Origin of the sequence: Streptomyces sp. NBC_00178 (assembly GCF_036206005.1) — a bacterium.
Classification (GTDB): Bacteria; Actinomycetota; Actinomycetes; order Streptomycetales; family Streptomycetaceae; genus Streptomyces.
The window spans coordinates 6,723,694-6,740,814 of sequence record NZ_CP108143.1 but is presented as its reverse complement, the minus strand read 5'-3'; the positions used below and the strand labels follow the sequence as shown (position 1 = coordinate 6,740,814).

At 74.4% G+C, this 17,121-nt stretch carries 13 protein-coding genes and 1 riboswitch; of the genes, 8 read left to right on the top strand and 5 right to left on the bottom strand.

Annotated elements, in window-relative coordinates:
- Window positions 1-74: 74 nt before the first annotated feature.
- Genes OHT61_RS29505 through OHT61_RS29490 form a run of 4 tightly spaced genes read left to right on the top strand, consistent with a single transcriptional unit; the run spans window position 75 to window position 4,902 of the window.
- Window positions 75-1,340: an NAD(P)/FAD-dependent oxidoreductase gene (locus tag OHT61_RS29505; protein ID WP_329042370.1), complete on the top strand. Its 1,266-nt coding sequence runs from the start codon at window positions 75-77 to the stop codon at window positions 1,338-1,340.
- A gap of 55 nt (window positions 1,341-1,395) precedes the next feature.
- Window positions 1,396-2,631 (top strand): lycopene cyclase family protein, encoded by a 1,236-nt coding sequence (locus tag OHT61_RS29500; protein WP_329042369.1) that lies wholly within the window; start codon window positions 1,396-1,398, stop codon window positions 2,629-2,631.
- Complete coding sequence (locus OHT61_RS29495) at window positions 2,615-3,343, top strand: class I SAM-dependent methyltransferase (protein ID WP_329042368.1); 729 nt, start codon at window positions 2,615-2,617, stop codon at window positions 3,341-3,343. Before OHT61_RS29500 ends, OHT61_RS29495 begins: the two co-directional genes overlap by 17 nt.
- Entirely contained in the window at window positions 3,340-4,902 is a 1,563-nt protein-coding gene (locus OHT61_RS29490; RefSeq protein WP_329042367.1) for an FAD-dependent oxidoreductase, read from the top strand. Before OHT61_RS29495 ends, OHT61_RS29490 begins: the two co-directional genes overlap by 4 nt.
- 56 nt (window positions 4,903-4,958) lie before the next feature.
- Here the strand turns inward: OHT61_RS29490 and OHT61_RS29485 are convergent, their stop codons facing one another.
- The 5 genes from OHT61_RS29485 to OHT61_RS29465 form a co-directional block, all read right to left on the bottom strand.
- A complete protein-coding gene (locus tag OHT61_RS29485; RefSeq protein WP_329042366.1) occupies window positions 4,959-5,966 on the bottom strand; it encodes a DUF5914 domain-containing protein in 1,008 nt (335 codons plus the stop codon).
- Entirely contained in the window at window positions 5,963-6,943 is a 981-nt protein-coding gene (locus OHT61_RS29480) for a phytoene/squalene synthase family protein (RefSeq protein WP_329042365.1), read from the bottom strand. The genes OHT61_RS29485 and OHT61_RS29480 overlap by 4 nt, the downstream gene beginning before the upstream one ends.
- Window positions 6,940-8,472: a phytoene desaturase family protein gene (gene crtI, locus OHT61_RS29475; protein ID WP_329042364.1), complete on the bottom strand. Its 1,533-nt coding sequence runs from the start codon at window positions 8,470-8,472 to the stop codon at window positions 6,940-6,942. Before crtI ends, OHT61_RS29480 begins: the two co-directional genes overlap by 4 nt.
- Window positions 8,469-9,782: a polyprenyl synthetase family protein gene (locus tag OHT61_RS29470; RefSeq protein WP_329042363.1), complete on the bottom strand. Its 1,314-nt coding sequence runs from the start codon at window positions 9,780-9,782 to the stop codon at window positions 8,469-8,471. Before OHT61_RS29470 ends, crtI begins: the two co-directional genes overlap by 4 nt.
- Window positions 9,783-10,003: 221 nt before the next feature.
- Window positions 10,004-10,492 carry a carboxymuconolactone decarboxylase family protein gene (locus OHT61_RS29465; RefSeq protein WP_329042362.1) on the bottom strand — a complete coding sequence of 163 codons (489 nt, stop codon included), beginning with the start codon at window positions 10,490-10,492 and terminating at the stop codon, window positions 10,004-10,006.
- 124 nt (window positions 10,493-10,616) lie between these two features.
- Here OHT61_RS29465 and OHT61_RS29460 point away from each other — a divergent pair, with 124 nt between their 5' ends.
- The 4 genes from OHT61_RS29460 (at window position 10,617) to metE (ending at window position 17,083) form a co-directional block, all read left to right on the top strand.
- A complete protein-coding gene (locus OHT61_RS29460) occupies window positions 10,617-11,606 on the top strand; it encodes a pirin family protein (RefSeq protein ID WP_329042361.1) in 990 nt (329 codons plus the stop codon).
- Window positions 11,603-11,944: a GNAT family N-acetyltransferase gene (locus OHT61_RS29455; protein WP_329042360.1), complete on the top strand. Its 342-nt coding sequence runs from the start codon at window positions 11,603-11,605 to the stop codon at window positions 11,942-11,944. Before OHT61_RS29460 ends, OHT61_RS29455 begins: the two co-directional genes overlap by 4 nt.
- Window positions 11,945-12,359: 415 nt before the next feature.
- Window positions 12,360-14,249 (top strand): ABC transporter ATP-binding protein, encoded by a 1,890-nt coding sequence (locus tag OHT61_RS29450; protein ID WP_329042359.1) that lies wholly within the window; start codon window positions 12,360-12,362, stop codon window positions 14,247-14,249.
- Between the two features lie 150 nt (window positions 14,250-14,399).
- Window positions 14,400-14,587, top strand: a riboswitch (cobalamin riboswitch).
- Between the two features lie 177 nt (window positions 14,588-14,764).
- Window positions 14,765-17,083, top strand: a complete 2,319-nt coding sequence (gene metE / locus OHT61_RS29445; RefSeq protein ID WP_329042357.1) for a 5-methyltetrahydropteroyltriglutamate--homocysteine S-methyltransferase — start codon at window positions 14,765-14,767, stop codon at window positions 17,081-17,083.
- Window positions 17,084-17,121: the final 38 nt, after the last annotated feature.

Sequence of the window (17,121 nt, the reverse complement as noted above, 5' to 3'; positions counted from 1 at the left end):
GCTGGCTTCGGAGCCCTGAACGTGATCGGGTTGACAACCCGTCAGCCTTACGGGAACCAAGCCGAAGGACACGGATGACGAACCGACAGCACCCGCAGTCGCCGGACGCCCTCGTCGTCGGCGCCGGGCTCGCGGGACTGGCCTGCGCCCTCGACCTCAGCCGCGCGGGTCTCCGCGTCGAGCTGCTGGAGGCGTCCGACGGCGTGGGCGGACGGATGCGGACGGACCGCAAGGACGGCTTCCTGCTGGACCGCGGTTTCCAGGTGTTCAACACCTCGTACCCCCAGGTGAAGCGCCGTGTCGACCTGCGCGCACTGCGCCTGCGCCCGTTCACCCCCGGTCTCGTCGCCCGGACGCCGTCGGGGCGGGTGCGCATCACGGACCCCACGCGGCGGCCCGGGGACGCGGCGGAGCTGCTGCCCGGCCGCGTCCTGTCGGCGCGGGACCTGGCCGCGCTGGCCTCACTGACCGCACGTGACGTGCTGCTCCCGGTGAAGCGTCTGGGCCGGACCACCGACCGCACCGCGGCGGAGGCCCTCGTCCGTGCGGGGCTCTCGCCCCGTGCGATCGACGAACTGATGCGGCCGTTCCTGTCAGGGGTGTTCCTGGAGGAGGGGCTGGAGACCTCGGCACGCTTCCTCCACCTGGTCTGGCGCAGCATGGCCCGGGGCACGCTCTGCCTGCCGTCCCAGGGCATCGGGGCGGTACCGGCCCAGCTCGCGGCCCGGCTGCCGGACGGCGTCCTGCGGCTCGGTTCGCCCGTCGCGGAGATCACGGACTCCGGGGTGCTGCTCACGGACGGACGCGAACGGGCGGCGGCGCGCGTGGTCGTCGCCACCGATTCCGCCGCGGCCGCGCGGCTGCTGCCCGGCCTGTCCGTCCCCGGCAGCAGGACGGTGACGACGTACTACCACGCGGCCGAACGGTCCCCGCTGAGCGAGCCGACCCTGGTGGTCGACGGCGGTCTGGCCATCCTGAACAGCTGTGTGCTCACCGAGGTCGTGCCCGGCTACGCCCCTCCGGGCACCGCGCTGGTCTCCACGTCCGTCCTGGGCGCGGGGCCCGCCGGAGGTGAGCCGACGGTACGGGCCCGGCTGGCCGAGCTGTACGACACGGACACGAGCGTCTGGGACCCGGTCGCCTCGTACACCGTGGAGGGGGCGCTCCCTGCCATGCTGCCGCCCTGGCCGCTGAGCCGTACGACGCGTTTCGTGCCCGGGCGTTACGTCTGCGGGGACCACCGGGCCACCGGATCGGTGCAGGGGGCGCTCGCCTCGGGCAGCAGGGCCGCACGCGAGGTGATGGCAGACCGCGCGGCGGCCCGGACCGCCGGCACGTGACCCCGCCCTCGCGCGGTTGCGGGCGGGGCTCGGTACGGTGCGGGCGGTGGACCGGGTGAGCCCTTCGCCGGCCGGCCGCGACCGGGTGGACGAGGCCGTCGTCGTCGGCGGCGGCGCGGCGGGGCTCTGCCTGGCGGACCGGCTCGACCGGGCCGGTGTCGGTGTGACCCTGGTCGAGGCACCCGACGGGCCGCTGCGCCCGGCGGAGCGGACCTGGTGCTACTGGGAGGCCGGTGCGGGAGCGTGCGAGGAGGCGGTCGTCGCCTCGTGGCGCCGGCTGCGGGTACGCGGGCCCGACGGCCGTACCGTCGAGGCCGACCCGGCACCGCTGCGCTATCGGATGGTCCGCTCGGCGGCGTTCGAGGCGCTGGTCCACGCGCGGCTGCGGGCCTCCCCCGGTGCGCGTGTCCTGCGTGCCACCGCCCACGAGGTGCGCGACGTGCCGTGCGGCGCGGAGGTGCGCTGCACGACGGCCGGCGGCCGTCCGCTGACGCTGCGTGCCCGACGCGTCTTCGACTCCCGGCCCGTGCCGTACGCACCACCGCACCGCACGCTGCTGCTCCAGCACTTCCGAGGCTGGTTCGTGCGCACCGCCGCTCCCGCGTTCGATCCGGGCGTGGCCGACCTCATGGACTTCCGGGTCCCGCAGCCGCGTCACGGCCTCGCGTTCGGCTACGTCCTGCCGCTCGCGGCGGACCGGGCACTGGTGGAGTACACGGAGTTCTCCCGCAGTCCGCTGACGACGGAGGCGTACGAACGGGCCCTGCGCCACTACACCGGCGACGTGCTGCGGCTCGGTCCGCTGACGGTCGAGTCGGCCGAGCAGGGCGTCATCCCCATGACCGACGCGCGCTTCCCGGGCAGGACCGGGCCCGCGGTCTTCCGCATCGGGGCGGCCGGCGGCGCCACCCGGCCGGCCACCGGCTACACGTTCGCGGCCGTGCGGCGGCAGAGCGGCGCCATCGCCACCGCGCTGAGCCGCGCGGGCGACGGTCCGTTCGTGCTGCCGGCGCCCCACGGCCGCAGGGCCCTCGCCATGGACGCCGTCCTGCTCCGCGCCCTGGACACGGGGCGTGTCGACGGGCCGCGCTTCTTCACCGATCTCTTCCGCCGCGTCCCCATGGAGCGGTTGCTGCGCTTCCTCGACGGCGGGAGCACGCCGTGGGAGGAGTTCGGCATCGGTCTGCGCACGCCCGTGGGGCCGATGCTGCGCACCGCGGCCGAACTGCCCTTCCTCGCCCGCCGGACCGCCGGCCGATCCGAAGAGAGCCCCGATGACCCTGCTGCGTGACCGCGACCTCGCCCGCGCCTTCGACCACGCGTCCCACACCTACGACCGGCTGACCGGGCTGAATCCGGGTTACCGCTCCGGTCTCCTGCGTTCGGCGCACCGGCTCCGTCTGCAACGCGGCGGCAGGGGCCTGCGGGTGCTCGACGCCGGATGCGGGACGGGCGCGTCGACGCGTGCGCTGCTGAGGGCCGCCCCGTACGCCCGGATCACGGCGATCGACGCGTCCGAGGGCATGCTGGAGCGGGCCCGCTCCAAACGCTGGCCGCCCAACGTCCGCTTCCTGCACCGCTCCGCCGAGGAACTCTCCACCACGGACGACGACGGGACGTACGACGCGGTCTTCGCCGCCTATCTCTTCCGCAACGTCACCGACCCGGGGACGGTCCTCGAAGCCGTGCGCGCCCTGCTGCGCCCCGGGGGCCGGATGCTGGCCCACGAGTACAGCCTCAGCGGGTCACCGGCGCACCGGGCGCTGTGGAACGCGGTCTGCCGGGGCGTCATCGTCCCAGCCGGCACCCTGACCGGTGACCGGGAGCTCTATCGCCATCTGTGGCAGAGCGTCCTCGCGTTCGACACGGCCCCCGACTTCGCGGCACGGATCTCCCGCGCCGGATTCCCCTTCGTGCGGGTCCTCCCCGCCACCGGCTGGCAGTCCGGGATCGTGCACACCTTCCTCGCCGGCACGCGGCCGGGCGCGGCAGGGGCGTCATGAGCGCCCGGGGGCGCCGTCCCGGAGCGGCCCGGCACGGGCGCGACCGCCGGGCCGAGGTCGTCCTGCCGGTCCCGGGCCGTGGGCGGTTCACCGGCGACGCACCGTCCACGGCGGTGATCGGCGGTGGCATCGCCGGGCTCGCGGCGGCGACGGCGCTCGCGGAGCGGGGGGTCCGCGTGACCCTGTACGAGCGGGAGCCGGCCCTGGGCGGCCGGCTCGCCGGCTGGCCGGTGCGGCTCGCCGACGGGTCGGTGGTGACGATGAGCCGCGGCTTCCACGCCTTCTTCCGCCAGTACTACAACCTGCGCGGCCTGTTGCGTCGTACCGATCCGGGGCTGGACGCCCTCACCCCGCTCCCGGACTACCCGCTGCGGCACCGCGACGGCATGACGGACGGTTTCGCCCGGGTGCCGAGGACACCGCCCTGGAGCGCGCTCGGATTCGTCGCGCTCAGCCCAACCTTCGGGTGGCGCGACCTCGCCGCGATGGATCCCCGGGCGGCCCTGCCGCTGCTCGACGTGCGGGTCCCCGAGGTGTACGAGCGTTTCGACGGGATCAGCGCATCGGACTTCCTGCACCGGATCAACTTCCCCGAAGCCGCGCACCACCTGGCCTTCGAGGTGTTCTCCCGCAGCTTCTTCGCCGATCCGCGCGAGCTGTCCGCCGCGGAGCTGCTGCTGATGTTCCACATCTACTTCCTGGGCTCGTCGGAGGGCCTGCTGTTCGACGTGCCGCGCGAGCCCTTTCCCCAGGCGCTCTGGGAGCCGCTGGGCGGCTACCTCCGGGGACTCGGCGGCGAGGTGCGCACCGGCACCCCCGTCCACCGCGTACGTCCCGCCGCGGACGGGGACTTCGCGGTCGAGACCGACGGGGCGTCCGTCCGCCACCAGGCGGTGGTTCTCGCCCTGGACACCGGCGGACTGCGTCACGTGGTCGGCGCTTCCGAGGAGTTGGGGGACACGGGGTGGCGCGCGGACGTCGCCGCACTGCGCACCGCGCCTCCGTTCCTCGTCTCCCGTCTGTGGCTGGACAGGCCCGTGCGCGCGGACCGTGCCGGGTTCCTCGGCACCAGCGGGTACGACGGCCTCGACAACATCAGCGTCCTCGACCGGTGGGAGGGCGAGTCGGCGCGCTGGGCGGAGCGGACGGGCGGCTCGGTGGTCGAACTGCACGCCTACGCCGTCGACGAACGGGCCGAACGCAAGGGGGTCCAGGGGCGGATCCTCGACCGTCTCCACGAGGTCTACCCGGAGACCGCGGACGCCCGGATCGTGGACGCGCGGCACGAATGGCGCTCCGACTGCCCGGTCTTCTCCGTCGGCGGCTACCACCGGCGGCCCGCCGTGCGGACGCCGCACCCGCGGCTGGTGCTGGCGGGGGACCTCGTCCGCACCGGCCTGCCCGTCGCGCTGATGGAGCGGGCGGCGACGTCGGGGTTCCTCGCCGCCAACCACCTGCTCGCCGGGTGGGGCGTCCGGGGGCAGGTGCTGTGGACGGTGCCCCGCGCCGGACGTTCCAGGACGCTCGGCGCGCTGGCCCGCGCGGCCGCGCGCCGCTGAGGCCCCGGCGGCAGGGCACAGCGCCCCGTGCGCCGCGGCGTCCAGCAGCGCTCGGGTCAGCCGGGGAAGCGCCCGGAGCTCCGCAGCGTCCAGCGGCGTTCGGCGTACGCGAGGTCGTCGCGCCACAGCCGGGCCGCCGTCCGTCGCATCAGCGGACGCAGGGCCGGGGCCGCGGCGCGCGCGACGGCGAAACCCCGTCGGCCGGATGCCGCGACGACGGCCTCGACCACGGCCGTCCTGGGGCGGGTGACTCCCGGGGCGGTGAGGGGCGTGGCGTGGGTCTCGACCACCGAACCCACTCCCTCGCCGTCCGTGATGTGCATGACGACGGTGCGCGGTTCGGGCGCGGTGAAGACGGCCCGCACGGGCACGACCAGCCGCCCGGCCACCTTGAACGAGACGTCGACGGCGAACCCGTCGTCCCCGCCGTCATCGGGCGTGCGGACGACCTTCAGCCCGACGAAGGCGTACGGATGGAACCACGAGCCGTGCCAGGGGTCGAGCCGGTTGGCGACCACGTCCTGGGGCTCGCAGCGGCCCACGGCGGTGAACACCGCGTCCACCGCGCTCCCGGCGCGCGGCCGCACGGGCACGACCGGCTGCTCCAGCGGTGGTTCGCCCCCCACGGTGTCGAGCCTGACCCACACCAGGACTCCGTCGTCGTGCACGGGGTACGGCTGCCAGCCGGCGAACGCCCCTCCGTCCAGGCCCAGTCCGTGCCAGTGGCACAGGAGCGTCCCGCAGGCGACCCGGCTGTCGCGCAGCGGCGCACCGAGGTGGGGGCACTCACCGGGACCGGCGCGCAGTGTGCCGTCCTCGGCCCGCCACAGGACGACTTCCCTGCCCGCGACCGTGCGGCCGTAAGGGCGGTCCCGGGCGGCCGTCTCCCGGGAGGCGCCGACGACGTACCAGTTGCCCGAGGGACGTGCCGCGGCCCGGGCGAGGGCGTCGGCGATCAGCGACGGCCTGGCCTCGCGCCAGGTCGGGTCCTGCCGTTCCCACCGGGGGGAGCGCCTCAGGCGCAGCGGCGGGGTCCACGCGGGGCCCGTGCGCGGTCCGTTCATCGGGGGGCGCCCTCCTTGCCCGCGACCGGCACGGGCATCGGCGGGCGCGTCAGGGCCCGTGCCCTCAGGATGCCCGCGAGTCCCGCCGCCGCGACGGCCGCCCGCCGCCGGCGGGAGACCGCGGCACGCCGGTGCAGCACGGCGTAACCACCGTCGGCGATCGCGTCCAGGATTCCGCCGTACAGCGTGAACGCCGTGCGGATGCAGGGGCGTACCCGTGGTTCCAGCATGGCGATGCCCGGCTCCGCCTCGCGGTACACGGTGCGGATCATGGCGTCGGCCTCGACCAGCGCCGCCCGGATGCGCGGGTCGTTCCGCCCGGTGCGCCGGCTCCACCGCAGGAGGTTCTGGTCGACCCCGTGCGCGGCGAGCATGTCCTTCGGCAGGTAGACGCGGCCCCGGTCGAGGTCCTCCCCCACGTCCCGCAGGAAGTTCGTCAGCTGGAAGGCGACGCCGAGGGCGGCCGCGTGCGGCGCGGCCTCCGCGCGGTCCACGACCGTCCCGAGCACCGGCAGCATCTGCAGCCCGATCACCGCGGCGGAACCGTGCATGTAGGCCCGCAGGTCCGCGTACGTCGGATAGTCCGTGACACTCAGGTCGCTGCGCATGGACACGAGGAAGTCCGCGAAGAGCCCGTGATCGATGGCGTAGCGCTCGGCCGTGTCCGCCACGGCCCTGACCACGGGTTCGTCCCCGCCCCCGGTGCGCAGTCCGTGGGCCAGATCGTCCTCCAGCAGCCGCAGGAGGCGGTCGCGCTCCTCGGGAGGCTCCTGGCGGTCCAGGTCGTCGACGATGTCGTCGGCCCACCGGGCGAAGCCGTACAGGGCGTGCACGGCGCACCGGCGTTCGACCGGCAGGAGGCGGGTGGCCAGGAAGTACGTACGGCCGTGCCGGGCGTTGAGCGCACGGCACCGGCTGTAGGCCTCACGCAGGGCGGGGCCGGTGATCCCGGCCGCGTCCAGTTCACGTCGGTTCATCGGCGCTGCCCTTCTGTGACGGGTCGACGGCGCGTCACGGTTCCACCGCGGAGGCCCGTGACGCGGGCAGCCGCGAGCTTGCCGCTGACGAGGACGGTGGGCACGCCGACCCCGGGGGTCGTCCCGCATCCGGCGAGCACGACGTTCTCGTCACCGCGCACGAGGTTGCGGGGCCGGAAGGGTCCGGTCTGGGCGAAGGTGTGGGCCAGGGAGAACGGTGTGCCCGCCGCGTGGCCCTGGGCCGTCCAGTCCACGGGGGTCACCAGGAGTTCCCGGTCCATGGACGCCTCGAAGCCGTCGAGCCCCCGGCGCTCCAGTTCGGCCAGGAGGCTGTCGCGGTAGCGCGGTCCCAGTCCGCGCCAGGTGCCGGCCGACGGGCCGGTCGTGGTGTTGGGGCAGGGGGCGAGGACGTAGTGGAGGTGTCTTCCCTCCGGGGCGAGGGACGGGTCGTGCGTGGTCGGCCGGGTGATGAGGAGGGACGGGTCGCTCATGAGCCGTCCGGTGCGGGTCAGTTCGTCGAAGGTGTTCTCCCAGGCGGCCCCGAACGAGATGGTGTGGTGGGCCAGTTCCGGCCAGGTGCGGTCGGTGCCGGCGTGCAGGACCACCGCCGACGGCGAGTGCCGCAGCCGCATGGGGCGCCGCGGTGTCCGGCCGAGGAGGCGGTGGACGACGGGCAGGTCCGGCGTCAGGACCACCGCGTCGCAGGTGATGCGTTTGCCCGAGGCCAGGTGGACGGCCTTCACCCGGCCCGCCGCGCGCTCGAGCCGGGTGACCTCGGCGGACCAGTGGAAGGTCGCGCCGGCGTCGGCGGCCGCGTCGGCCATCGCCCGGGGAAGGGCGTGCATGCCGCCCTTCGGGAACCAGACGCCCGCGACGGTGTCCATGTAGGCGATGACGGCGTACGCGGCAAGGGCGCGGGCGGGGGCCACTCCCGCGTACAGCGACTGGAAGGAGAACACCCGGCGAAGGCGGGGGTCCGAGAGGAAGCGGCCGATCTGCGGATCCAGTCTGCCGAAACCGCCCAGGGCGGCGAGCCGCGCCAGGTCGGGATGCAGGAGCTGGAGCGGCGAGTCGAAGTTGGTGTCGATGAAGCGGCGCATCTGGACGCGGTAGAGGCGCTCCAGCCAGGCGCGCAGACGTCGGTATCCGGCAGCCTCCGCGGGGCCGGCGAACCGCCGTACCTCGGACTCCATGGCTTCGCCGTCGGTGTGGACGTCCATCTGGCTGCCGTCGGCGAAGCGGGCCCGGTAGGCGGGATGCAGCGCGATGAGCTCGACCCTCCGGTGGAGGCTGTCCCCGACGGCGGCGAAGGCCTCGTCGGCGAGGTGCGGCATGGTCAGCACCGTCGGCCCGGTGTCCACGCGGTAGCCCCCGAGTTCGAGCCGTCCGGCGCGGCCGCCCGGTCCGGCGTCACGTTCGACGACGGTCACCCGGCGTCCCGCGCCGAGGAGGTGCAGTGCGGCGGCGAGTCCGGACAGGCCTGCACCGACGACGACCACGTGGTCCGTGGGACCGGGCAGGGCCCTCATGCGTCCTCCTCGTCGCGGATCTCGGCGATCTCGCGGATCTGACGGACCTCACGTGTCTCCTTGGTCTCGGGGATGCCGGAGAACTCGCGGGCGTCGTCGATCCCAGCGCGCCCTCCGGCCTCGCGGCGCTCCCGGGCCCCTCGGCCGTCACCGCCGTCTCCGCGGTCGCCGCCCGTACGGGCGGGCTCGGTCCCCAGGGCGCCGGTCACCAGCGCGGCGAATTCGCGCCGGGCGGGCTCGTCCGCGCCGCTGTCCGCGAAGTGCCGCAGGCCGGCGGCAGCCAGCTCCGCGATCTCGTCCTCCACCTCCGCCCGCGCACCCGTGCGTTCGAGGGCCGCGCGCATCCTGTCGGCCCTGTCCGGGCCGGAAGCCGTGCCCTCCGGCCCGAGCGCGTCCAGTGACTCCGCGTCCCCCGACTCCGCGGCCCGGCGCAGGCCGACGGCGAGCAGATAGGTGGGCTTGCGCCCCCGCAGGTCCTCGTCCGCGGGCTTTCCCGTCACGGCCGGGTCCCCGAAGGCGCCCAGCAGGTCGTCGCGGAGCTGGAAGGCGACCCCCGCGCAGCGTCCGGCGGACCGGAGGGCACCCATGGTGCGGGGGCGGGCGCCCGCCAGGGACGCGCCGAGGGCGAGCGGCCGCTCGACGGTGTAGAGCGCGCTCTTCAGCGTGGCGATGTTCAGGGCCTGGCCCGGGTCGCACGACCCGGTCGCCTGCGCCCTCATGTCGAGGTACTGCCCGGCGACCATCTCACCGCGCATCGCCTGCCACTCCTGGTGCAGCACCCCGCCGTGAGGGGTGCCGAGCGCCGTCCCGGTGAGCAGGTCGTCGGCCCACACCAGGGCCAGGTCCCCGGCCAGCACGGCGGCGGTGGCCGAGAAGTCGGCGGCGCGACCGCCCATGCCGGCCGCGCGGTGGACACGGGCGAAGTCCTCGTGCACGGCCGGTGCACCCCTGCGTACGGGCGATCCGTCCATGACGTCGTCGTGCATGAGGGCGCAGCCCTGGAGCAGTTCCAGAGCCGCCGCGACGCGCAGCGGAGTCGCCGGGTCGCCGGTTCCCCCGGCGGCCAGCCATCCGCACCAGACGAACGCCGTCCGCAGACGCTTGCCGCCGTCCAGGACGAACCCGGCGACCCGGGCCGCGACCTCCTCCGCGAAGACCGCGTCCAGCTGCCCGGCCTCCCGGAGCCTGGCGGCCAGATGGTCGGCCAGGACGGTGCCTACGGCCCGGGTCGCCTCACCGGCCGTGTACGGGGGGCCGCCGGAGCCGGTGCCTGCGGCGGTGCCGGCCGGCGTCGCCCGTGGACCGAGCATGGAGAGCCCCTTTCGCCCGGTGCCCGCATTCGCGTCCACCGGCACTTCCGGCCGCGGGGATCCCGGTCAGGCCTATGCCTGCCCTGCGGACGGCAGGATCGGCTCGGAGTTCACCCGGATGCCGGGGGAAGGGTCAGGGGACGGATGCCGGGGGAAGGGCCAGGGGACACCGTTCCGCGCGCCGCCCGGGGCGGCCCCGCTCCACCGACGGCCCGCGGGGCTCAGTGCCTCGGGGCGGCGCGCACGGGGTGCTTGCTCATGATCGAGACGCGGTTGAAGGCGTTCATGGTGAGGGCGACCCAGATCACGGCCGATATCTCCTCGTCCGAGAGCGTCGCCCGCGCGGACGCGTAGGCGTCCTCCTGCAAGGCGGCGTCGGCCGGCGCGGTGGTCGCCTCCGCCAGGCCGAGGGCGGCCCGCTCCCGCGCGTCGAAGACCTCGGTGTCGCGCCATGCGGCGAGGACCCCGAGGCGCTGTGTCGTCTCTCCCACGCGCAGAGCGGCCCTCGTGTGGACGTCCAGGCAGAAGGCGCAGCCGTTGATCTGCGACACCCGGAGATTGACCAGTTCGACCAGCACGCGGTCCAGTCCTGCCTCGGCGGCGACGGTGCGCACGGCCTCGGCCGTCGCGGACAGGGCGTGGTAGGCCTTGGGACTCTGCTTGTCGATGTAGACCCGCCCGGCCGCGCGGGCCGCCTCCGTGCCGTTCACTAGGGACTCCTCACCGGGACGTGGTCCGTCCCTCGCACCGGCCGCGCGCCCGCGTGGGCCACGGCTTATGATCGAGCATGATTGTTGAACATGTAATCACCCTCGGCTCACAGGGGGTCCCCCGATGAGCGGCGCCCACACGGATCGCGCCGTACCGGGGGCGGACCCCCGGTGCGGCGGGGAGCCGGCCCGCGTCGAGGTCCTCCCGGCCCGCGACGTCCCCCTGGGCGGCCCTCGGGCGATGACGGTGCGCCGCACCCTGCCCCAGCGGGCGCGCACACTCATCGGCGCCTGGTGCTTCGTCGACCACTTCGGCCCCGACGACGTCGCCGTGACGGGCGGGATGGACGTGGCCCCCCACCCTCACATCGGCCTGCAGACGGTGAGCTGGCTGTTCAGCGGGGAGATCGAGCACCGCGACAGCCTGGGCAGCCACGCCCTCGTGCGCCCCGGCGAACTGAACCTCATGACCGGCGGCCACGGAATCAGCCACACCGAGGTCTCCACCCCGGACACCACCTCCCTGCACGGCGTGCAGCTCTGGGTCGCCCTTCCCGACGAGCACCGGCACACCGGCCGGGACTTCCGCAGCCACACCCCGCGCCCCGTCCACCTCGACGGGGCCTCGGTCCGGGTGTTCCTCGGCTCCCTCGCCGGGGTCACCTCGCCCGTGCCCGCCTTCACCCCGCTGCTCGGCGCGGAGATCGTCCTGCAGCCCCGCGCGACCACCACCCTGGCCGTGGACCCCGCCTTCGAGCACGGCCTGCTGGTGGACCGGGGGGACGTCCGGTTCGCGGGCACCGTGCTGCGCCCCGCCGAACTCGGATACCTGGCCCCGGGAGCCTGCACGGTGACCCTCGCCAACGAGACGGACACCGTCGCCAGGGCCGTGCTCCTGGGCGGCACCCCGTTCGGGGAGGAGATCGTCATGTGGTGGAACTTCGTCGGCCGCAGCCACCAGGACATCGTCGAGGCGCGCCTCGACTGGGAGGCCGCCTCCGACCGGTTCGGCCGTGTCGACGGCTATCCCGGGGCCCGCATCCCCGCCCCCGCGCTCCCCAACGCCACCATCGCGCCGCGTGGCAACCCGACCCGCTCGAAAGGCACCCGATGAACGAGCCCGCCATCGCCCCGGCCGTCCGGCGCGTCGACGAACGGCACCGCTACGAGATCGGCGTCGACGGCGTCCGCGCCGGTCTCACCGCCTACCGCGACCGTGACGGACAGCGCGTGTTCTTCCACACCGAGATCGACGACGCCTTCGCCGGCCGGGGACTCGCGTCCGTCCTCGTGCGGGAGGCGCTGGAGGACGTACGGAGCTCGGGCAGGCGCATCGTGCCGGTCTGCCCCTACGTGGCGAAGTTCCTCAAGAAGCACGAGGAGTTCGCGGACATCACCGACCCCGTCACACCCGAGGTCCTGCGGTGGCTGGAGACCGCACTGGCCCGCTGACGGCCGGCGCACTCGGTCCCCCGCGCGGCGCGGAGCGGGGACCGGGCCAGGGGCGAGGGCGGGGGCGGAGCCTGCAGGTGCCGCGGGGATCTCCGGCCGGGCGCGGCTCGCACCGCACCGCACCTCACTGCACTGCACCGCATCGCACCGCACTGCACCGCACTGTCGACGGAGGACTCACGCGCCCCGTCCGTCTCGGAAAACCCGTACGTCCCAGGGGTTTCGGAGACCGGCGTTTCAGCCAATCCGGCGGCGCCCAGGGGCCGTCCCGGGTGGGCGGCCGCGTACCAGGAACCTTGCGGCCCAACGGTTCCAGCCCGTCCGGAATCGAGTGCGTTCGATTCCCGCGGGGCGTCGTTATGCCGTGCACTGCCGAGCCGTTGGGGTGCGGCACCCACTCGAGGAGAGACGCACGGTGACTGTGACCGACACTCCGGCCGCGGACGCGGGGACTCCTCCCCCACCGCCGCCCGCCACCATCACCTTCGAGGGCCGCCACGGGAGGAATCCGCTGGCGGAAGCAGGTTTCGGGGCCATGTGCGGGCGGCTCCCCGCCGTCCTCGCGCACACCGCGCGCAGGGCGTGGGCGGTCGACAGGGCCGCCGCCACGCTGCTCGTCGTCTGCCAGGTCCTCACCGGCGCGGCGGCCGCGGTCGTCCTCGCCTGTACCGCGCGCGCCATGACGCACCTCCTCGGTCCGGGGCCGGTGTCCGAACGCCTGCACGCCTCGGTGCCCGTCCTGCTCGTCGTGGCGGCCGCCGCCGGGACGGGTCGCGTGTGCGGCGCCCTCTCCTCGTACGCGGACGCCCGGATCACCCCGCTGCTGACGACCGAGGCGGACATCGCGCTCGTCTCCGCGGTGTGCCGGGTGGAGACCTCCGCGTACGGCGAGGACGGTTTCGCGGACCGCCAGGAGGCCGCCGAGGTCGGCGTCACCCGGACCCGCATGATGGTGCAGGACGCCCAGCGGTTCATGGCGGCCGTCGTCCGCATGATCGCGGCGACCGGTGTCATCACGGTGCTGCACTGGATGATGCTTCCGCTGCTCCTGCTCGCCGTGCTCCCGGCCGGCGTGGGCGCCGTGCTGATCGCGCGGGTCGACTACGAGACCCACTACACGAACGTCGGGGACCGCAACGTCCGGTCCATGATGCGCTGGTGGGCCACCTACTCCCGGTACGGCGACGAGGTCCGAGCCAACGGCATGACCGGGTACCTGGTCCACTGGTACCGCGCCCTGTCCGAGCGGATCGACCACCGCACACTCACCGCCGCCCCGCGGGCGCTGCGGATCGCCCTCGCGGCCGGGGCGACGGGGGGCGTGTTCCTCCTCTGCGCCTGGGCCGTCCTCGCCTGGCTGGCCGTCACCGGGCGGGTGGCCCTGCCGGTCGCCGCCACCGCGGTCGTCGCCGTACAGACGGCGCTCGCCGCGCTGTCGCAGTTCGTGATCCACGGCGCCGCCATGTTCCACACCTCGTTGTACCTCGCGGACATGCGCGCCTTCCTCGACCTGGCCGCCGAGCGCGCTCCCCGGCGAGGCGCCGCGACCGTCCCCGGCCGGGTGGACGAGATCCGCCTCGACGAGGTGGTCTACCGCTACCCCGGGAAGAGCGAACCCGCCGTCGCCGGTGTCTCGCTCACGCTGCGCCGCGGCGAGATCGTGGCCGTCGTCGGCGAGAACGGGTCCGGCAAGTCGACCCTGGCCAAACTCGTCACCGGCATCCTCCTCGCCGACAGGGGCCGGGTCCTGTGGGACGGCACCGATCTCGCCGGGGCCGACCCGGACTCCGTGTGGAAGCGCACCGCCCTCGTCCCCCAGAACTTCGCCTGCTGGCCGCTGCGTGCCCGCGAGAACATCACCCTCGGCCAGCCCAGGACGTATGACGACGGCCCCGTGTGGGAAGCCGTCGACGCCGTCGGCATGCGGGACGCGCTGGAGAAGCTGCCGCAGGGGCTCGACACCCTGCTGGCCAAGGAACTGTGGGGAGGGGCCGAACTGTCCGGCGGTCAGTGGCAGCGTCTGGTGTGCGCGCGGGCTCTCTACCGGCGGACCCCGCTGCTCATCCTCGACGAGCCGACCTCGCAGATGGACGCGCGCGGGGAGCACCAGATCTTCCTGGAGATCAAACGCATCGCCCCCGAGCGCATGACCGTCGTCGTCACGCACCAGCTGGAGAACACCCGCCTGGCCGACCGCGTCCTGGTCATGAGCCGGGGACGCGTGACGGAGCAGGGGACGTACGACGAACTCGTGCACGCGGGAGGCCTGTTCGCCGAACTCGTCGCGCTGGCGAAGGACCGGTAGCGCCGCAGGCTCCACGGCCCGCGCGGGAGTCCGGGGGCGTGGTGCGCGCGGGGCCGCCGAGGCGTCCGCGCCCACCGCGCCCCGCCCCGTCCGAATGGCGGGAAGGATGCGCGGCCCGCCCCGGCGGGCCCGTAGGGTGGAGGGTGCAGCTGGTTCGCCCCGTCCGCCAGGCGGGAGCGTCGTAAGAGGGAACCCGGTGGGAATCCGGGACTGCCCCGCAGCGGTGAGCGGGAACGACCGCCGTCATACGCACTGGGTCCGTGAACGGGCCTGGGAAGCGACGGCCACTAGGTGTCCTCATGTCACGAGGGCGTGCCCGCGAGTCCGAAGACCTGCCACTGCCCGCGCACGGCCCGACCGCGCGCGGACATCCCGGTGACCTCGTGGGCGGGTCGGCGTACACACCAGGCGGCTCCGCGCCCGATGCGCGCGATCGTCCCGTCCGGTGCGTCACCACTTCGCGCTCTCGTCCCGTCTCCGGGATCTCAGGGATTCATCTCGCGAAGGAGATCTCCGTGACCAACCAGTCCACAGCCTCGGCGGCGCGGTCCACCGTGCACGGCTACCCCCGGCAGGGCCGGAACCGGGAACTGAAGAAGGCGACCGAGGGCTACTGGAAGGGCGCCGTCACCGCGGACGCCCTGCGCGCCACCGCGGCCACGCTCCGGCGCACCAACTGGCTGCAGCTCGCCGGGGCCGGCATCGACGAGGTCCCGACCGGTGACTTCTCCCTCTACGACCACGTGCTCGACACGAGCGTCATGGTCGGGGCGATCCCCGACCGCCACCGCGAGGCGGTGGCCGCCGATCCGCTGGACGGGTACTTCGCGATGGCCCGCGGCACCCAGGACGTCGCGCCGCTCGAGATGACCAAGTGGTTCGACACCAACTACCACTATCTGGTGCCGGAGCTCGGCCCCGGCACGGTCTTCACCGCCGACTCGGGCAGGCAGGTCGCCGAGCTCACGGAGGCCGTCGCTCTGGGCCTGACCGCCCGGCCCGTACTCGTCGGTCCGGTCACCTACCTGCTCCTCGCCAAGCCGGCCCCCGGTGTGGCCGAGGACTTCGACCCGCTCACGCTCCTGGACCGCCTGCTGCCGGTGTACGCCGAAGTCCTCGCCGACCTGCGGGCGGCCGGCGCCGAGTGGGTGCAACTCGACGAGCCGGCTCTCGTCCAGGACCGCTCCCGGGCGGAACTCGGCGCGTGCGAACGCGCCTACCGCGACCTCGGTTCGCTCACCGACCGGCCGAAGCTCCTCGTCGCCTCCTACTTCGGACGTCTCGGCGAGGCGCTCCCGCTGCTCGCCAAGGCACCGGTGGAAGGGCTCGCGCTCGACTTCACGGAGACCGCCGCCGTCCAGGTCGACGATCTGGCCGCCGTCGGCGGACTGCCCGGGAAGCGTCTGGTCGCGGGGGTCGTGAACGGCCGCAACATCTGGATCAACGACCTGGAGAGGTCCCTGTCGACCCTCGGCACGCTGCTGGGGCTGGCCGGCCGGGTCGATGTGGCGTCCTCGTGCTCCCTGCTGCACGTCCCGCTCGACGCGGCCGCCGAGCGGGAAATCGATCCGCAGGTGCTGCGCTGGCTGGCCTTCGCGCGGCAGAAGACCGAGGAGATCGTGACCCTCGCCGCGGGGCTGGCCCGGGGCACCGGGGCCGTGGCGGCCGCGCTGGCGGCCAACCGGGCGGGCCTCACCTCCCGCCGGACCTCCGCCGTCACCCGTGATCCGGCCGTGCGGGCCCGCGCGGCCGCGGTGACCGGGGCGGACGCCCGTCGCACCCTGCCGTACGGGGAACGGGCCGCGTCCCAGCGCGCCCGGCTCGGCCTGCCCCTGCTGCCGACGACGACCATCGGCTCGTTCCCGCAGACCGGCGAACTGCGCGCCGCACGCGCCGGTCTGCGGGCGGGGCGCATCGACGCGGCCGCCTACGACGAGCGCATCAGGGCCGAGATCCAGGAAGTGATCACGTATCAGGAGAAGGCCGGGCTGGACGTGCTGGTGCACGGCGAGCCCGAACGCAACGACATGGTGCAGTACTTCGCCGAACGGCTGACGGGTTACCTCGCCACCCGGCACGGCTGGGTGCAGTCCTACGGCACCCGCTACGTCCGCCCTCCGGTCCTGGCCGGCGACATCTCCCGCCCCGGACCGATGACCGTGGGCTGGACGACGTACGCCCAGTCGCTCACCGACCGTCCGGTCAAGGGCATGCTCACGGGTCCGGTCACCATGCTGGCCTGGTCCTTCGTGCGGGACGACCAGCCGCTCGGGGACACCGCCCGCCAGGTCGCGCTCGCCCTGCGCGACGAGGTCCGTGACCTGGAGGCCGCGGGCACCTCGGTCATCCAGGTGGACGAGCCGGCACTGCGGGAGACACTGCCCCTGCGGGCCGCGGACCGTCCCGCCTACCTCGGCTGGGCCACCGAGGCGTTCCGGCTGACGACCAGCGGGGTACGCCCGGACACCCAGGTCCACACGCACATGTGCTACGCCGAGTTCGGTGACATCGTGCAGGCCATCGACGACCTCGACGCCGACGTCATCAGCCTGGAGGCCGCGCGTTCGCACATGCAGGTCGCCCACGAACTCGCGGCCCACGGATACCCGCGCGAGGCCGGGCCCGGGGTGTACGACATCCACTCGCCCCGCGTGCCGTCCGCCGGGGAGGCGGCGGACCTTCTGCGCGCCGGACTGCGGGCGATCCCGGCGGAGCGCCTGTGGGTCAACCCGGACTGCGGTCTCAAGACCCGTGGCTGGCCGGAGACCAGGGCGTCGCTGGAAAGCCTGGTCGCGGCGGCCCGCACGGTGAGGGACGAGCTCACCGCGTCCTGACCCACCGGGCGGCACCGGCCGGGGCGGTCGCCCCGGCC